The sequence below is a fragment of the Blastococcus capsensis genome, from assembly GCF_030165005.1.
Taxonomy (GTDB): Bacteria; Actinomycetota; Actinomycetes; order Mycobacteriales; family Geodermatophilaceae; genus Blastococcus; species Blastococcus capsensis.
In genome coordinates this window covers 1-18,118 of the sequence record NZ_JASNNW010000024.1, presented here as the reverse complement: position 1 = coordinate 18,118, position 18,118 = coordinate 1, and the positions used below count along the sequence as shown (strand labels likewise).

The window sequence follows — 18,118 nt, the reverse complement described above, 5'->3', positions numbered from 1 at the left end:
CTCCCGGGGGACGGCGCCGGAGCGGTCTGTGGGCTCGCACGGCCGTGAGAGGGCATCTGCGGCCCTCGGTCGGCCGTTTCCCGATCGCGCCGCTACCGCTGGATCGTGACCCGCACCTGCGGCTACCGCTGAGTCGTACCGCCCGGCCCCGGACAGCGCAGTGGGGCGGGCCCCCCCCGGGGGGGGGGGCGCCGCGCCCCGGGGGGAGACCCCCCCCCGGCCCCCCCCTGTTCCTCCCCCCCCCCCCCCCCCCCCCCCCCGGGCCCCCCCCCCCCCGGGGGGGGCGCCCCCACTGCGACCGGCGTTCAGCCGACCCGCATCACCGTGATGACGCGGGCCGGCCGGACGACCTCAGTTGCGCGCCGGGCCGATGCCCTCCGCGTTGAGGCCTTCGATGATCCGCGCCGACTCCTCGAAGCCGATGACCACGATGGCGTCGGGGTTGAACTCCACCATCTGCTGGATCTCGGAGTCGAAGTTCGCCGCCTGCGGGTCGTAGGTCAGCGTCTCGATGCTGTCCTCCGACAGGCCCGCGGAGATCAGGTTCTCCACGGTGTTCTCCATCAGACCGGTGCCGTACGGGTCGTTCAGCGCCATGATCCCGACGGTGTTGTTGCCGTCGTTGATGATCAGGTCCGACAGCGCACGGGCCTGGAGGGTGTCCGGCGGAGCCGTCCGGAAGTACAGCCCGTTGTCGTTGTAGTCGGTGAACTGGTCGGAGGTGTTGGCCGGGGAGATCTGGACGACACCGGCACGGGTGATCGCGTCGATGACGGTGAGGCTCACCCCGGAAGACGCCGCCCCGACGATGACGTCGACGTTCTCGTTCAGGAGACGGTTGACCGTCTGAGAGGCGGTGTCGGTGGAGGCGTCGCCCGAATCGCCCTCGACGAGCTGGACGGGCTGACCGAGCACGCCACCGGCCTCGTTGATCTCCTGGACGGCCAGCCGCGCACCGGCGACCTCGGGGGGGCCGAGGAAGGCGAGGTTACCGGTGAGGGGCAGCAGGGTGCCGATGACCAGGGGGTCGTCGGACGTGGCGCCCGGAGCAGCCGGAGCCGGCCCCTCGTCGCTCGCTGCGTTGTCCGCGTCACCGGCGAGCTCGAACTCGGTGGCCTCGTCGTCGAGGGTGTTGTCCTCGCCGAACTGGAGGATGCCGAAGCTCGCCACCGCGGGCTCGCCGGGCTCGGTGAAGGCCAGCGGACCCGAGACGCCCTCGTAGTCGGGGTTGCCGCCCTGGTCGATGATCGACTTGCACTCGGTGAAGCTGGCGCACGCCTCACCGCCGAAGGTCACCCCGTTGATGTAAGGGGAGAACTGCGCGGGATCGGTGCTACCGGCCAGCAGTGAGGCCAGCGCGCTGACGATGATCGCGTCGTACGTCTCACCCGCGTAGTTGTAGTCCTGGAGACCGGGGTAGATGGCGTTGAGCCGATCCCGGAAGTCGGAGGACAGGTCGGTCAGCGGAGCAGTACCCCGCATCCCGACCAGGGCTCCGTCGGTGGTGAAGGACTCGCCGAGGGCGTTCCCCATGTTGCCGTCGGTGCCGTAGACGTTGACCTGCTTCTCGCCGCTGCCGGTGTCACCACCGGCGTTGGTGGTGTCGCCGCCCTCGTCGCCGCCACCGCAGGCGGTCAGCGCGAGCAGGGCGGCACCGGTGACGGCGATGCTGCGGGCAGTGGTGCCAGTGCGCATCAAGCAACTCCCAGTGTCATCAGTGCGTCCGCCGCCGGCGCGCATGCGCGACGACCGCCGAGCGGACGCCGATCGGTGCGCAGAACCTAGCCGCCCACCACGGGGTTGCGCCCGGCCGCGGAGGGACCGTGATGAGGTCGTGACCTTGATCGCACCCGGGTACAGCGCGCGGAACCCGACGGGTGGGCCGGCAACGGTGCGCCGCGGCCGATCACACCCGGCGTCACGGCGAGCTCAGTCGGAACCGCCCTGCCAGGTCCCATCCCCGGACAGGATCTCCTCGGCGAGCGACTTCATGCTCGTCCGCCGGTCCATGGCGTTGCGCTGCAGCCACCGGAAGGCGTCCCCCTCGGTCATGCCGCGATGGGCCATCAGCCGGCCCTTCGCGCGCTCCACGACCTTGCGGCTCTCGAGCCGCTCCTCGAGCGTGCGCACCTCGCCGTCCAGTGCGGTCATCTCCGCGAACCGTCCTCGGGCGACCTCGATGGCCGGCACGAGGTCGTTCTTGGAGAACGGCTTCACCAGATAGGCCATCGCCCCGGCGTCACGGGCACGCTCCACGAGCTCGCGCTGGCTGAAGGCGGTCAGCACGATCACCGGCGCGATCCGCGCGGAGGCGATCCGCTCGGCCGCGGACAGCCCGTCGAGCACCGGCATCTGGATGTCGAGGATGACCAGGTCGGGACGCAGCTCCTCGGCGCGATCGATCGCCTGCTGCCCGTCGCCGACCTCCGCGACGACCCTGTACCCCTCCTCCTCCAGCATCTCCTTGAGATCGAGCCGGATCAGGGCTTCGTCCTCGGCGATCAGAACGCGGACCGGGTCACTGCTCACGTCGGAAGACCCTATCGACGTCGGGGACCGCGCACCGCCCCGCTACGCTTTCCGCGCAGCCGGGCTCCCCCGGCGCGCCCCCGTACCCCAATCGGCAGAGGGAGCGGATTCAAAACCCGCGCAGTGTGCGTTCGAGTCGCACCGGGGGCACTCGGCAATGTAACTGCGATCCTCCGGATCGCACCGCGGCCAAGTGCCGTCCCCCGGCTTGAATTGAGCCGTTGTCCGCGCTGCCTCGGGGAGCCTCCGGCCCCCGCTCGGCAGCTCGCCTCGCGGGGCGGCTCGCGTTCCAGCGTCTTCGTCCTGCGTCGCCTCGCTCCTCGAGGACCCCTCCGGGGCCCGCTCGTCGCGGGCAATAGTCTCGGCTGGTGACCGAGCCTGCCCCGCACATGACCCCCGAGCAGTTCCGGCGCCACGGGCACGAGATCGTCGACTGGATCGCCGACTACTGGACGCGGATCGGCTCCCTCCCGGTGCGCTCGCAGGTCTCCCCCGGCGACGTCCGCGCCTCGCTGCCGGCCGCGGCTCCCGAGCGGGGCGAGCCCTTCGACGCGATCCTGGCCGACCTCGAGCGTGTGGTCATGCCCGGCGTCACGCACTGGCAGCACCCCGGCTTCTTCGGCTACTTCCCCGCGAACACCTCCGGCCCCTCCGTGCTCGGTGACCTGGTCTCGGCAGGGCTCGGCGTGCAGGGCATGTCGTGGGTGACCAGCCCCGCGGCCACCGAGCTCGAGCAGCACGTCATGGACTGGCTGGCCGACCTCCTCGGCCTGCCGGCGTCCTTCCGCTCCTCGGGCACCGGCGGCGGTGTGGTCCAGGACTCCAGCTCCGGCGCCAACCTGGTCGCCCTCCTGGCGGCGCTGCACCGGGCCAGCGGGGGTGCGACCGTCCGGCAGGGCGTCCAGCCGGAACGGGCCACCGTCTACGTCTCCAGCGAGACGCACTCGTCGATGGAGAAGGCCGTGCGCATCGCCGGCCTGGGTACCGACGCCGTCCGCATCGTGGAGGTCGACGGCGACCTCGCCATGGATACCGGCGCGCTGGCTGCCCGCCTGGAGCGGGACGTGGCCCGCGGCTACCGGCCGGTGCTCGTCTGCGCCACGGTGGGCACCACGTCCACCACCGCCGTCGACCCGCTGGCCGCCATCGGGCCGATCTGCCAGAAGTACGGCGTCTGGCTGCACGTCGACGCCGCCTACGCGGGCGTCAGCGCCGTCGTGCCGGAGCTGCGGAAGCTGCAGGCCGGCGTCGAGTGGGCCGACAGCTACACCACCGACGCGCACAAGTGGCTGCTCACCGGGTTCGACGCCACCCTCTTCTGGGTCGCCGACCGTGCAGCCCTCACCGGCGCGCTCTCGATCCTCCCCGACTACCTGCGCAACTCGGCCACGGACGCCGGCGCGGTCGTCGACTTCCGCGACTGGCAGATCCCGCTGGGCCGCCGCTTCCGTGCGCTGAAGCTCTGGTTCGTCCTCCGCTGGTACGGCGCCGAGGGGCTGCGGGCGCACATCCGTGATCACGTGGCCCTCGCCCAGGAGCTGGCCGGGTGGGCCGAGGCCGACGAGCGGTTCGACGTCGTCTCCCCGCACCCGTTGTCGCTGGTCTGCCTGAAGCCGCGCTGGCCGGAGGGCGTCGACGCCGATGTCGCCACCATGACGCTGCTGGACCGGCTCAACGACGGCGGCGAGGTCTTCCTCACCCACACGACCGTGCACCGCGAGCCGGTGCTGCGGGTGGCCGTCGGCTCGCCCGCCACGACGCGGGCGCACGTCGAGCGGGTCTGGACGCTGCTGAAGGAGGGCCACGACTGGCTCGCCGCCGACTTCGCCGCGCAGGCCGCCGAGCAGGCCGCGGCACGCGCGGCGGAGCGGGAGCGGGCCGAGCGCGAACACGCCGAACGGCAGCGGGCCGGGCGCGAGCAGGCCGAGGGCGACCCGGAGCAGCCGACCGGCGATGCCACGGACGCCGCAGCTCCCGGCCAGGAGGCGAACCAGCCCTGACCGACCAGGCCTGGTGAGGGACTCAGGCGTCCGGTGACCGGATGAGCCCCTCCTGGGCCACGGTGGCGACGTGCGTTCCATCCGCCGACCAGATGCGGCCGAAGCACAGGGCCCGCCCGGAGGACGCCGCGGGACTGTCGGTCTCGTAGAGCAGCCAGTCGTCGGCACGCACGGGATGGTGGAACCACACCGCATGGTCCAGGCTCGCGCCCACGAAGTCCGGCCAGCCACCGCCGAGCCGGGCGAATCCGGCCGAGAGCAAGGTCAGGTCGCTCACGAACGTCAGAGCCGCGGCCTGCACGACCGGGTCGTCGTGCAGCTCGCCCGCGACCCGGAACCAGGTCCACGACTGCGTGTCCGGCGGCGACTTGGGGGGCGCCGCGAACGGGTCGTGCAGGAACCGCTGCTCGACGACCCGCCCCATCGCCGCCATGAACGCCGCCCGCTCGCCGTGCCGGGCGACGATCTCTTCCGTGCCCATCATCTCGCCGGGACAAGGCACTTGCGGCATCGGGAGCGAGTGCTCCGCGACGGCGGTCTCGCCGGCGTGGAAGTCCGCGGTCAGCGCGAAGATCGCGACGTCCTCGCCCCTGCGGCGCTGGCAGGCGATCACCCGCCGGGTGGAGAAGGACCGGCCGTCCCGGATGCGGTCGACGGCGTAGCGGATCTCCTCCGACGGGTCGCCGGGCCGGAGGAAGTACGAGTGCAGGGAGTGCACCCCCCGCTCCCCCGGGACCGTGCGCCCCGCGGCCACGAGCGCCTGGCCGGCGACCTGACCGCCGAAGATGCGCTGCCGCTCGGTGCTCGGCGTCTTGCCGACGAAGACGTCGGTCTCCCGCTCGGCGAGGTCGAGCACCGACAGCAGCGCCGCCGCCTGCGTGTCCTTCGGCCTCTCGCTCACGCGTCGGTACCTATCTCGTGCACGCGGATGAGGTTGGTCGAACCCACGGTGTTCGGCGGGCTGCCGGCCACGACGACGACCCGGTCACCCACCTTCAGGCGGCCGATCGACAACAGCGAGAAGTCGACCTGGGCCACCATGTCGTCGGTGTGCTCCACGGCAGGCACCAGAAAGGTCTCCACCCCCCAGGACAGGGCGAGCAGGCTGCGCACCCGGGCGTCCACGGTGAACGCCAGCAGCGGCTGGCGGGGATGCAGCGCGGCCAGTCGGCGGGCCGTCTCACCGGTCTGCGTGAAGGTCGCCAGCGCCTTGACGTCCAAGGACTCCCCGATCTCCCGTGCAGCGCGGACGATCGCACCCGAACGGGACCGCGACCGGCGCGCCACCTCGGGCACCCACAGGTGGTCGCCCTCGACGGCGCTGATGATGCGGTCCATCGTCCGCACCGCGCCGATGGGGTACTGCCCGACGGAGGTCTCGCCCGACAGCATCACCGCGTCCGCGCCGTCGAGGACCGCGTTGGCCACGTCCGAGGCCTCCGCACGGGTCGGCCGGGAGTTGGTGATCATCGACTCGAGCATCTGGGTGGCCACGATGACCGGCTTGTTGCGCTCCCGGGCCGCCTGGATCGCCCGCTTCTGCACCAGCGGAACCTGCTCCAGGGCCAGCTCCACGCCCAGGTCGCCGCGGGCGACCATGATGCCGTCGAAGGCCTCGACGATCGCGTCGAGGTTCCGGACGGCCTCGGGCTTCTCCAGCTTGGCGATGACGGGGACGTAGATGTCCTCCTGCCGCATGATGTCCCGCACCAGGGCGACGTCGGTGGGCGAGCGCACGAAGGACAACGCGATGAAGTCGACACCCAGGTGCAGGGCGAAGCGCAGGTCCCGCTCGTCCTTGCCCGACAGCGGGGGCACGCTGACCGCGACGCCGGGCAGCGACAGCCCCTTGTTGTTGGAGACGGTGCCGCCCTCGACCACCAGGCAGAACACGTCGGGGCCGTCCACGCGCACCACGCTCAACGAGAGGTTGCCGTCGTCGACGAGCAGCCGGTCACCCACGCGGACGTCGTTGGCGAGGTCCTTGTAGGTGGTGGAGACCCGCTCCGCGGTCCCGGCCACGTCCTCGACGGTGATGCAGATCTGGCTGCCCGTGACCCAGGTGACCGGTCCCTCGGCGAAGGTGCCGAGACGGATCTTGGGGCCCTGGAGGTCGGCGAGGATGGCCACCGCGTGACCCACGCGGTCGGAGGCCTCGCGCACGAGTCCGTACGCAGCCGCATGGTCCTCGTGGGACCCGTGGCTGAAGTTGAGCCGGGCGACGTCCATCCCCGACTCGACGAGGGCGTTCACCTGCTCCGCGGAGCTGGTGGCAGGACCCAGGGTGCAGACGATCTTGGCGCGGCGCGACATGGTCAGAACGCTATGGCATCGCGGTCCTCCGGACCGCACCGCCTCCACGTGCCGTCCCCCACGTCAGACGGAGCGCGTTCGCCCCGGGCTTCGCGCAGCGTGTGGACCGGTCGCGGGGCCCGGAGGGTCCCCGACCGGGACACGGAAAGCGGCTCCGCGCGGGTCGGGGACGGCCATTGGCCGCGGTGTCGTCCGGTAGGACGACAGTGTTATCGCAGGGCGACCGCCGTCGGGGTGACCGGTCGCGGCAGCATCGACCCGCCCGTGAGCCAGGTGTCGACGGCGGCGGCCGCAGCACGGCCTTCCGCGATGGCCCAGACGATGAGCGACTGGCCGCGGCCCATGTCACCGGCCACGAAGACGCCGGGCACGGTGGACATGAACTCGCCGTCGCGGGAGACGTTGCCCCGGCCGTCGACCTCCACGCCGAGGGCGTCGACCAGGCCCTCGCGCTGCGCGCCGGTGAACCCCATGGCGAGGAAGACCAGGTCGGCCGGCAGCTCGCGCTCGCTGCCCTCGACCTTCTGGAACCGGCCGTCCACCCGCTCCACCTCGTGCAGCAGCAGGGCCCGCACGCTGCCGTGGGCGGGGCCCTCCTCGTGGCCGAGGAATCGCTCGGTGTTCACCGAGTACAGCCGCTCGCCGCCCTCCTCGTGCGCGCTGGAGACGCGCATGATCATCGGGTAGGTCGGCCACGGATTGGCAGCCTGGTCCCGGCGGTCCGGCGGCGCCGGCATGATCTCCAGCTGGGCGACCGAGGCCGCCCCCTGCCGGTGCGCGGTACCCAGGCAGTCGGCCCCGGTGTCGCCGCCACCGATGATCACCACGTGCTTGCCGTGGGCGTTGATCGGCGGGGTGTCGAGCTCGCCCAGCGCCTGGAGGTTGCCGTAGGGCAGGTAGTCCATCGCCAGGTGGATGCCCGCCAGCTCCCGGCCGGGCGCCGGCAGGTCACGGCCGATGGTCGCACCCCCGGCGAGGACGACCGCGTCGAACTCGCCGCGCAGCCGCTCGGTGGAGAGATCCTTCTCCCCCGACCCGCCGACGTCGACACCGGTGACGAACCGGGTGCCCTCGGCGCGCATCTGGTCCAGCCGCCGGTCCAGGACCGACTTCTCCATCTTGAACTCGGGGATGCCGTACCGCAGCAGGCCGCCAGGCCGGTCGGCCCGCTCGTACACGGTCACGTCGTGCCCGGCGCGGGTGAGCTGCTGGGCGGCGGCGAGGCCGGCCGGCCCCGAGCCGACGACGGCGACCTTCTTGCCGGTGCGCTCGGCCGGCGTCTGCGGGGCGACCCAGCCCTCGTCCCACGCCCGGTCGATGATCTCCCACTCGATCTGCTTGATCGTGACCGGGGACTCCTGCAGGTTCAGCACGCAGGAGCCCTCGCACGGGGCCGGACACAGCTTCCCGGTGAACTCGGGGAAGTTGTTGGTCGCGTGCAGCCGCTCGATCGCCTCGTGCCAGTCGTCGCGGCGGGCGAGGTCGTTCCACTCCGGGATCAGGTTCGCCACCGGGCAGGCGTGGTGGCAGAACGGGATGCCGCAGTCCATGCAGCGGGCGGCCTGGGTGCGCACCTCCGCCGTCGGGAAGAGCGGGTCCTCGCCGTTCTGGCGCCGGGTGTAGACGTCCTTCCAGTCCATGATCCGGAGCTCGACGGGACGGCGCGGCGGCAGCGCGCGCTCGTAGTTCAGAAAACCGGTCTGGTCAGCCACGTGCCGCCTCCATCACTGCTCGATCCACATCCACACCGGCGGCCTCGGCGGCACGCCGCGCCTCGAGAGCCCGCCGGTAGTCCCGCGGCATGATCACGCTGAACTGCCCGGACCAGCGGCCCCAGTCGGCCAGCAGCGCCGCGGCGACCGGCGACTCGGTGTCGGCGGCGTACCGGACGAGCACGTCGCGCAGCCACTGCGCGGACTCGCCGTCCAGCAGCTCGACGTCGACCATCTCGGTGTTCACCCGGTGCCGGGCGAGGTCGAGCACGTAGCCGACACCACCGGACATGCCCGCTGCGATGTTGCGGCCGGTCGGGCCGAGGATGACGGCGCGCCCGCCGGTCATGTACTCCAGCGCGTGGTCGCCCACACCCTCGACGACGGCGAGCGCCCCGGAGTTGCGGACGCAGAACCGCTCGCCGACGCGCCCGCGCAGGAAGATCTCCCCGCTGGTGGCGCCGTACCCGATGACGTTGCCGGCGATGACGTTGTCCTCCGCGGCGAACGGCGCCTCGCGCGAGGGCCGGACGACGATCCGCCCACCGGACAGGCCCTTGCCGACGTAGTCGTTCGCGTCTCCGAACAGCCGCATGGTGATGCCCCGCGGCACGAACGCGCCGAACGACTGCCCGGCCGACCCACCGAAGGTGAGGTCGATCGTCCCCTCGGGCAGCCCCTCGCCGCCGAAGCGGCGGGTGACCATCGAGCCCAGCATCGTGCCGACGGTGCGGTTGACGTTGCGGACCGGCAGCTCGAGGCTCACCGGCCGGGCGTCGAGCAGCGCCCCCTCGCACAGCTGGATCAGGGTCTGGTCCAGCGCGACGTCGAGGCCGTGGTCCTGGCCTCGCACCGCGTGGCGCGGCGTGCCCTCGGGCAGCTCGGGGACCACCAGCATCGGCGCGAGGTCCAGACCTGCGGCCTTCCAGTGGTCGACCGCCTGGCGGGTGTCCAGCAGCTCGGCGTGGCCGACGGCCTCGTCGATCGACCGGAAGCCCAGCTCGGCCAGGTAGTGCCGCACCTGCTCGGCGAGGAACTCGAAGAAGGTGACGACGAACTCCGGGCGCCCGGTGAACCGCTTGCGCAGCTCCGGGTTCTGCGTGGCCACACCCACGGGGCAGGTGTCCAGGTGGCAGACCCGCATCATCACGCAGCCGGAGACGACCAGCGGCGCGGTGGCGAAGCCGAACTCCTCGGCGCCCAGCAGCGCGGCCACGATGACGTCGCGACCGGTCTTCATCTGGCCGTCGACCTGCACCACGATGCGGTCGCGCAGCCCGTTGGCCAGCAGCGTCTGCTGGGTCTCGGCCAGGCCCAGCTCCCACGGGGAGCCGGCGTGCTTGAGCGAGGTCAGCGGCGCGGCACCGGTGCCGCCGTCGAACCCGGAGATCAGGACGACGTCGGCGTGTGCCTTGCTGACGCCGGCCGCGACCGTCCCGACGCCCACCTCGGCGACCAGCTTGACGTGGACCCGCGCCTCGTTGTTGGCGTTCTTCAGGTCGTGGATCAGCTGCTTGAGGTCCTCGATCGAGTAGATGTCGTGGTGCGGCGGCGGGCTGATCAGGCCGACCCCCGGCGTGGAGTGCCGGGTGCGGGCCACCCACGGGTAGACCTTGCCGCCGGGCAGCTGCCCGCCCTCGCCGGGCTTGGCGCCCTGCGCCATCTTGATCTGGATGTCGTCGGCGTTGACCAGGTACTCGCTGGTGACGCCGAAGCGGCCCGACGCCACCTGCTTGATCGCCGAGCGGCGCAGGTCGCCGTTGGGGTCGGGGGTGAAGCGGTCGGGGTCCTCGCCGCCCTCACCGGTGTTGGACCGGCCGCCGAGCCGGTTCATGGCGATGGCCAGGGTCTCGTGCGCCTCCTGCGAGATCGAGCCGTAGCTCATGGCGCCGGTGTTGAAGCGCTTCACGATCTCACTGACCGGCTCGACCTCGTCGAGCGGCACGGGGGGCCGGACGCCGGACTTGAGCGTGAACAGCCCGCGCAGCGTCGCCGCGTCCTCGGACATCTTGTCCACCGTCTGCGTGTACTGCTCGAAGACGTCGTACTGCCGCGACCGCGTGGCGTGCTGCAGCAGGAACACCGTCTCGGGGTTGAACAGGTGCACCTCGCCCTCGCGGCGCCACTGGTACTCGCCGCCCGTCTCCAGGGTGCGGTGCGCCCGCTCGGTCGGGTTCTCCGGGTAGGCCCGGCGGTGGCGCATCGCCACCTCCTCGGCGAGCACGTCGATGCCGACCCCGCCCAGGGGGGCGGACGTGCCGGTGAAGTACTCGTCGACGAGGTCCTGGGAGAGGCCGACGGCCTCGAAGATCTGCGCCATCGTGTACGAGCCGACGGTGCTGATGCCCATCTTGCTCATGACCTTGAGAACACCCTTGCCGAGCGCCTTCACCATGTTCCGGACGGCCTGCGCCGGCTCCACACCGGTGAGCGCGCCGTCGCGGATGAGGTCCTCGATCGACTCGAAGGCCAGGTAGGGGTTCACCGCGGCCGCGCCGTAGCCCAGCAGCAGCGCCACGTGGTGCACCTCGCGGCAATCGCCGGACTCGACGACCAGACCGACCTCCATGCGGGTCTTCTCCCGCACCAGGTGGTGGTGGACCGCGGCGGTCATGAGCAGCGACGGGATCGGCGCGCGCTTCTCGTCGCAGTCCCGGTCGGAGAGCACGATGATGCGGGCGCCGGCGGAGATGGCCTTGCTGACCTTCGTGCGCAGCTGCTCGACGGCTTCGGCCAGTGCCGCCCCGCCGCCGTTGACGTCGAAGTGGCCGGTGATCCGGACGGCGGCGTAACCGGGGAGGTCGCCGTCGTCGTCGATGTGCAGGATCTTCGCCAGCTCGTCGTTGTCGATGACCGGGAAGGGCAGGTGCACCTGCCGGCACGACGCCGGGGTCGCCTCCAGCAGGTTCTGCTCCGGGCCGAAGGTGCGGCCCAGGCTGGTCACCAGCTCCTCGCGGATGGCGTCCAGCGGCGGGTTGGTGACCTGGGCGAACAGCTGCCCGAAGTAGTCGTAGAGCAACCGGGAGCGGTCCGAGAGCGGGGCGATCGGCGTGTCGGTGCCCATGGAGCCGATCGGCTCGGCGCCGCTGGCCGCCATCGGCGTCACCAGCAGGCGCAGGTCCTCCTCGGTGTAGCCGAACAGCATCTGGCGCCGGACGACCGACTCGTGGCTGGGCCGGGACCGCCGGCGCTCCGGCAGCGCGGGCAGGTGGACCAGCCCGGCGTGCAGCCAGTCCTCGTACGGGTGCCCGGCGGCCAGGGCGCCCTTGACCTCCTCGTCGGAGACGATCCGCCCGGAGGCGGTGTCGACGAGGAACATCCGGCCCGGCTGCAGCCGGCCCTTGGCGACGACGTCGGCGGCGGGGATGTCGAGCACGCCGACCTCGCTGGCCATGACGACCAGGTCGTCCTTCGTGTGCCACCAGCGGCCCGGGCGCAGGCCGTTGCGGTCGAGGACGGCGCCGATCAGCGTGCCGTCGGTGAAGCAGACGGCGGCGGGCCCGTCCCACGGCTCCATGATCGAGGAGTGGAAACGGTAGAACGCCCGGCGGGCCGGGTCCATCTCGTCGTGGTTCTCCCAGGCCTCCGGGATCATCATCAGCACCGCGTGCGGCAACGACCGACCCGACAGGTGCAGCAGCTCCAGCACCTCGTCGAAGGTCGCCGAGTCGCTGAAGTCGCTGGCGGTGACCGGGAAGATCCGCTCCAGGCCCAGTTCCGACGCCGGGCCGGCCGGCCCGTCGAAGAGCTCGGTGGCCAGCTTCGCCTCGCGGGCGCGCATGCGGTTGCGGTTGCCCTTGATGGTGTTGATCTCGCCGTTGTGCGCGATGAAGCGGAACGGGTGGGCCAGCGGCCAGCTCGGGAAGGTGTTCGTCGAGAAGCGGCTGTGCACCAGCGCGATGGCCGACTCGTAGCGCTCGTCGCGCAGATCGGGGAAGAACAGCGGCAGCTGGTCGGTGGTCAGCATGCCCTTGTAGGTGATGGTCCGGGACGACAGCGAGGCGATGTAGAGCGAGCTGCCGGCGTCCACGGCGGCGCGCTCGGCCCGCTTGCGCAGCACGAAGGAGCGCCGCTCCAGCCGGGTGACGCCGTGGGCCTCCACGTTGCCGCCGAAGGCTGCGGTGTCGGCCCGGCCGGCCATCGTCTCGGCCACGAACAGCTGGGCGAAGTGCGGCATGACCGCGCGCGCGGTGGGGCCGAGGTCGGCGCCGTCCGGGTCGACCGGCACGTCGCGCCAGCCCAGGACGGTGAGCCCCTCCTCCTCGGCGAGGCGGGCGACGTCCTCGGCGCGGGCGGCCCGCTCCTCGTCGTCGACGGGCATGAAGGCGATGCCGACCGAGTACTCGCCCATCGGCGGCAGGTCGAACGCGACGCTGGCGCGCAGCAGGGCGTCGGGGATCTGGGTGAGGATGCCGGCGCCGTCACCGGAGTTCGGCTCGGAACCGGCGGCACCCCGGTGGTCCAGGTTGTGCAGCGCGGTGAGGCCGGCCTGCACGATGCGCCGACTCCGTCTTCCACGGGCGTCGGCCACGAAGGCGACACCGCAGGCGTCCTTGTCGTTCGCCGGGTCGTACAGCCCGATCGGGGCGGGCACTGCGGAGAAGGGCACTGCCGCGGTGGCGGAGGCGGGAAGGTCGGTCATGTCACTCCCGTCGTCGGCGCACCGTCGTCTCCCGGGGGAGGTCGGACGGGGGGCGGGGCCCGGGCCGGAGGTCGAAGGCGGCGGTGATGGCGGCACGTGCGGAGGGCGGGTGCCGGAAGGGACAGCTGCCCCGGCCGGCGTGGCGCGGGCCCACCGGTTGTTGCCGGCGGGCCGTCGTCCGCGGGGCAGCGCTGGCCCGGTTCCGACACGAGACCCGGCCAGGATCGCTGACGGGTCAGCCCGAAGGGTACACAGCCGGAACACGGCATCGACATGATCGGAGTCACGCCGCGTCGGCCGCCTGGATCACCCCGATCCGCGGCCGGAACAGCGGTGCCGGAAGCGTCTCAGGACGCGGTCGGGGGCTCGTCCTCGTGCTCACGGGCAGGCGCCCGCCGGGCACCTGCCCGGCGCCCGGTCACCTCGTGGGAGCGCTCGGCCGCCACGTCGGGGCGGTCGATCACCTCACGCGGCCGGCCGCGCTGCCAGACGAAGTACGCGACGGCCAGCAGACCCACGATGACGGCGGTGAAAACGTTCACCCGGACGCCGAAGAACGTCTCGGCCGGGTCGGTGCGCAGGAGCTCGATCCACAGCCGGCCCAGGCAGTAGGAGGCGACGTAGAGGGCGAAGACCCGCCCGTGGCCCAGCCGGAACCGCCGGTCGGCCCAGATGACGAAGGCGGCGGCGGCGAGGTTCCACAGCAGCTCGTAGAGGAATGTCGGGTGGAACGTGCCGAGCACCACCGGTTCGCCATCGGCACCGGTGACCGCTCGGCCGCCGCTCCACTCGTAGATCGTCAGGGCCCATGGGAGATCGGTGGGGCCGCCGTAGAGCTCGTTGTTGAACCAGTTGCCCAGCCGCCCGATCGCCTGGGCGACCAGCAGCCCGGGGGCCACCGCGTCGGCGAAGGCGGGCAACGGGATGCCGCGGCGCCGGCAGGCGATCCACGCCCCCACGCCGCCGAGCGCGATCGCGCCCCAGATACCGAGCCCGCCCTCCCAGATGGCGAAGGCACGCAGCGGGTCACCGCCCTCGCCGAAGTACGGGCGCGGGCTGGAGATGACGTGGTAGATCCGGCCGCCCAGGATGCCGAAGGGCACCGCCCAGACGGCGATGTCGAGCACGTCCTCGGCGGCGCCGCCGCGGGCCACCCAGCGCCGCTGGGTCAGCCAGACCGCGGCGACGATCCCGGTGATGATGGCCAGCGCGTAGGCGCGGATGGGCAGCGGACCCAGCTCCCAGACGCCCTGGGTGGGGCTGGGGATCGCGGCGAGCACGGTCATGCCCGGGCCCCCGCCCGGCGGACGCCACCGGCGAGATCCTCGGTCAGGGCGCGGACCCCGGCCGCGCCCCGGCCCTCGAGCAGCTCCCGGACGTACGCCGAGCCGACGATGACCCCGTCGGCGAACGCGGCCACCTCCGCCGCCTGGTCGCCGTTCGAGACCCCCAGCCCGACGCAGACATGCCGGTCCGGGGCCGCCTGGCGGGTGCGGGCCACCAGCACCTCGGCCGCGTCGCCGACGGTCGCCCGGGTACCGGTCACGCCCATGGTGGAGGCGGCGTAGACGAACCCGCGGGAGGCGGCGGCGGTCGCGGCCAGCCGGGCATCGGTGGACGACGGCGCCACCAGGAAGACCCGGTCGAGACCGGCGCGGTCGCTGGCGGCGATCCACTCCTCCGCCTCGTCGGGGATCAGGTCGGGGGTGATCGCCCCCGCACCGCCGGCCGCGGCCAGGTCCGCGGCGAACCGGTCGACCCCGTAGCGCTCGATCGGGTTCCAGTAGCTCATCACCACCGGGACGGCACCGGCGTCGGCCACCGCCCCGACCGCCCGCAGCACGTCGCGCATGCCCACACCCGCGCGCACGGCGACGTCGACTGCCTCCTGGATGACCGGGCCGTCCATGCCAGGATCGCTGTAGGGGACGCCGACCTCGATCACGTCGGCGCCCGCCTCGACGGCGGCCACCATGGCCGCGATCGAGCCGTCGACGTCGGGGTAGCCGACCGGCAGGTAGGCGATCAGCGCGGCACGCCCCTGGGCCTTCGCCGCCTCGATCCGCTGTGCGAGTGCGCTCATGCCTGCTCCCCCGCTTCCTGGCCGGCCGCGGCCTCGTGGTTGCTGACCGCGCCCTCGGTGGGCTGCTGGTCGGTGTCCAGCCCCGGGCCCGGGTCGACCTCCTCGCGATCGCCCAGCCCGAACCAGCGCGAGGCCGTCTCGACGTCCTTGTCGCCGCGACCGGAGAGGTTGACCAACAGCAGCGCCCCCGTCCCCAGCTCCTGGCCGAGCTTCATCGCGCCGGCCAGCGCGTGCGCGGACTCGATCGCCGGGATGATGCCCTCGGTGCGGCACAGGAGGGCGAACGCCTCCATCGCCTCGGCGTCGGTGACCGGCCGGTACTCGGCGCGTCCGATGTCGTGCAGGTAGGAGTGCTCGGGGCCGACGCCGGGATAGTCCAGACCGGCGCTGATCGAGTGCGACTCGATGGTCTGGCCGTGCTCGTCCTGCAGCAGGTACGAGCGGGCGCCGTGCAGCACACCGGGCGAGCCGCCGGTGATGGTGGCCGCGTGCCGCTCGGTGTCCACGCCGTCGCCACCGGCCTCCAGGCCGAGCAGCCGGACACCGTCGTCCGGCACGAAGGCGGTGAAGATGCCGATCGCGTTGCTGCCACCGCCGACGCAGGCCAGGACGGCGTCGGGCAGCCGCCCCTCCCGCTCCAGGACCTGGGCGCGGGCCTCGTCGCCGATGACCCGCTGGAAGTCGCGGACCATGGCCGGGAACGGGTGCGGGCCCGCGACGGTGCCGAAGACGTAGTTCGTGGTCTCCACGTTGGTGACCCAGTCGCGGAACGCCTCGTTGATGGCGTCCTTGAGCGTGCGCGACCCGGTGGTCACGGGGATCACCTCGGCGCCGAGCAATCGCATGCGGGCCACGTTGAGCGCCTGCCGGCGCGTGTCCTCCTCGCCCATGTAGACGGTGCAGGACAACCCCATGAGTGCCGCCGCCGTTGCCGTCGCGACGCCGTGCTGGCCGGCGCCCGTCTCGGCGATGACGCGCGACTTGCCGATCCGCTTGGTGAGCAGCGCCTGGCCCAGCACATTGTTGATCTTGTGCGAGCCGGTGTGGTTGAGGTCCTCGCGCTTGAGCAGCACGCGGGCGCCGCCGCAGTGCTCGGCGAACTTCGGCACCTCGGTGACCGGGCTGGGCCGGCCCGTGTAGTCACGCTGCAGCCGGGCGAACTCGGCGAGGAAGGCGGGGTCGACGCGCATGGCCTCGTAGGCCTCGGTGAGTTCGTCGAGCGCCGCGACCAGCGCCTCGGGCACGAAGCGGCCACCGAAGACCCCGAAGTGGCCGGTGGCGTCGGGCCAGCCCGGGCGCGCCGGGAGGGAGAGTTCTCCGGGCTGCGGCGGGCTGGTCGTCGTCATGGCACCAGTGTCCCGCGCCCGGCGCCGCGAGCGGCGCAGGGGTCGTGGTGAAGTTCCCGGAGCGGGCCTAGTACTACAGCCGCATTTCACTGGCGGAGCCGCGTCGGGCGTAGTGGCAGCGGCGGGCGCGGGCCTGGTGTCTGCGGCGCCAGTGCGACCAGTCCAGGACTTGCTGGGGTGGGTGCTGCGGTGCCGGTGCCCAAACCAGGCAGGTGATCAGGTGGCGGATCTCGGGCAGTGAGAGCTCGGTCAGCTCGCCGTGCAGGTTCGGGACCCCCCTTTTTCGCCGCTGGTGGCGGCGCGGGTGACGGTGAGGAAGGCGTGTGCCCAGCAAGCGAGGGTGATGTGTCGGTACCAGGCGTCGTAGCGGCGGACCTGGTACTGGTCCAGGCCGACTTCGCCCTTGCCGGTCTCGAAGGATTCCTCGATCGCCCAGCGACGGCCGGCGACGCCGACCAGGTCGGCCAGCGACGCCTGCGCCGGGCAGAAGCACAGATAGTGGGCCAGTTCGCCATCGGTGAGGCGGCGACGGACCAGCAGCCAGTACCGGCCGGGCTCATCCAATGACCGGATCGGGATGCGCGCCCAGTCGTAGAGCCGGTGGCCCTTGGCGCCGACACCGGCCGACAGTCGCTGCCAGTCCGCCTCGGGCACGGCGGCCGAAAGCGCATCGACCCGGGTGCCGGCCGGCCGGTCGTCGATGGTGGCGATGACGTGCTGGTTCACCGGGACGGCGAGCACGTAGGCCATGCGACGTTCCTCCAGCGCCAGCCGCAGGGCGCCGTTCTGCCCGTAGACCTCATCACCGGCGACCCAGCCGGCCGGCACCTCGGCGTCCAGGGCCCGGATGAGCATTCGCAGAGCCAGCTCCGGCTTGGTCGCGAACTCCACCTCCGGGCCGATACCAGCCTCAGCACAGCGGGCACGATCATCGGTCCAGGCCTTGGGCAGATACAGCTCCCGGTCGATGAACGTCCGCCCGGCCGCAGCGGCGTAGACCAGGAACACCCCGATCTGGGAGTTCTCGATCCGCCCCGCCGTACCGGAGTACTGCCGGGCCACCCCGGCGGACTTGCTGCCCTTCTTCAGGAAGCCGGTCTCATCGATCACCAGCACCGCGTCGTCATCGGCGAGGTACTCCACGACGTATTCGCGCAGGTCATCGCGGACCCCGTCGGCGTCCCACTCGGCGTGGTTGAGCAACCGCTGGGTCGCATCCGGGGTCTGATCACCGGCCTGCTCGGCCAGCGTCCACCCGTTCTTGCGCTCCACCCCCGACAACAGACCCCGCAGATAGGCGCCGGCCTGCGCACGCGGCTGCGGCCGAGAAAACCGCGGCCCGATCCGCCAGGTCACCTCTTCCAGGCCGACTGCCCAGCCCTCGACCTCGGCCACACTGACATCTTCGACCATCCAGCCAAGGTCACCGGCCCGATCGCCGCAGTCCGGCAGACACGCCGCGGCCACTCAAAACCTTGCGGCTGTAGTACTAG

Annotated in this window: 11 protein-coding genes and 1 tRNA gene; 2 read left to right on the top strand and 10 right to left on the bottom strand. The window is 72.2% G+C overall.

Going from position 1 to position 18,118, the window contains the following annotated elements; translation table 11 throughout:
• Positions 1 to 351: 351 nt before the first annotated feature.
• Positions 352 to 1,695 carry an ABC transporter substrate-binding protein gene (locus tag QOZ86_RS18000; RefSeq protein ID WP_284493352.1) on the bottom strand — a complete coding sequence of 448 codons (1,344 nt, stop codon included), beginning with the start codon at positions 1,693 to 1,695 and terminating at the stop codon, positions 352 to 354.
• A 234-nt stretch (positions 1,696 to 1,929) separates the two neighbouring features.
• Positions 1,930 to 2,529, bottom strand: coding sequence for an ANTAR domain-containing response regulator (locus tag QOZ86_RS17995; protein ID WP_284493351.1), 600 nt, complete (start codon positions 2,527 to 2,529; stop codon positions 1,930 to 1,932).
• A gap of 76 nt (positions 2,530 to 2,605) precedes the next feature.
• Between QOZ86_RS17995 and QOZ86_RS17990 the strand changes: the two genes are divergently transcribed.
• Positions 2,606 to 2,679 (top strand) — tRNA-Leu (locus QOZ86_RS17990).
• A 218-nt stretch (positions 2,680 to 2,897) separates the two neighbouring features.
• Positions 2,898 to 4,529 (top strand): aminotransferase class V-fold PLP-dependent enzyme, encoded by a 1,632-nt coding sequence (locus QOZ86_RS17985; RefSeq protein WP_284493350.1) that lies wholly within the window; start codon positions 2,898 to 2,900, stop codon positions 4,527 to 4,529.
• A 22-nt stretch (positions 4,530 to 4,551) separates the two neighbouring features.
• Here QOZ86_RS17985 and QOZ86_RS17980 read toward each other — a convergent pair whose 3' ends face one another.
• From QOZ86_RS17980 to QOZ86_RS17945, 8 genes are all read right to left on the bottom strand, one after another.
• Positions 4,552 to 5,430 (bottom strand): acyl-CoA thioesterase, encoded by an 879-nt coding sequence (locus QOZ86_RS17980; RefSeq protein WP_284493349.1) that lies wholly within the window; start codon positions 5,428 to 5,430, stop codon positions 4,552 to 4,554.
• Positions 5,427 to 6,842, bottom strand: coding sequence for a pyruvate kinase (gene pyk, locus QOZ86_RS17975; RefSeq protein ID WP_284493348.1), 1,416 nt, complete (start codon positions 6,840 to 6,842; stop codon positions 5,427 to 5,429). Before pyk ends, QOZ86_RS17980 begins: the two co-directional genes overlap by 4 nt.
• A 209-nt stretch (positions 6,843 to 7,051) precedes the next feature.
• A complete protein-coding gene (locus tag QOZ86_RS17970) occupies positions 7,052 to 8,554 on the bottom strand; it encodes a glutamate synthase subunit beta (RefSeq protein ID WP_284493347.1) in 1,503 nt (500 codons plus the stop codon).
• A complete protein-coding gene (gene gltB / locus QOZ86_RS17965) occupies positions 8,547 to 13,196 on the bottom strand; it encodes a glutamate synthase large subunit (protein WP_284493346.1) in 4,650 nt (1,549 codons plus the stop codon). The genes QOZ86_RS17970 and gltB overlap by 8 nt, the downstream gene beginning before the upstream one ends.
• Positions 13,197 to 13,543: 347 nt before the next feature.
• Complete coding sequence (gene lgt, locus QOZ86_RS17960) at positions 13,544 to 14,482, bottom strand: prolipoprotein diacylglyceryl transferase (RefSeq protein WP_284493345.1); 939 nt, start codon at positions 14,480 to 14,482, stop codon at positions 13,544 to 13,546.
• Entirely contained in the window at positions 14,479 to 15,279 is an 801-nt protein-coding gene (gene trpA / locus QOZ86_RS17955) for a tryptophan synthase subunit alpha (protein ID WP_284493344.1), read from the bottom strand. The genes lgt and trpA overlap by 4 nt, the downstream gene beginning before the upstream one ends.
• Positions 15,276 to 16,625 (bottom strand): tryptophan synthase subunit beta, encoded by a 1,350-nt coding sequence (gene trpB, locus QOZ86_RS17950; RefSeq protein WP_284493343.1) that lies wholly within the window; start codon positions 16,623 to 16,625, stop codon positions 15,276 to 15,278. Before trpB ends, trpA begins: the two co-directional genes overlap by 4 nt.
• Before the next feature lie 249 nt (positions 16,626 to 16,874).
• Positions 16,875 to 18,038 carry an IS701 family transposase gene (locus tag QOZ86_RS17945; protein ID WP_284493342.1) on the bottom strand — a complete coding sequence of 388 codons (1,164 nt, stop codon included), beginning with the start codon at positions 18,036 to 18,038 and terminating at the stop codon, positions 16,875 to 16,877.
• Between the last annotated feature and the right edge of the window lie 80 nt (positions 18,039 to 18,118).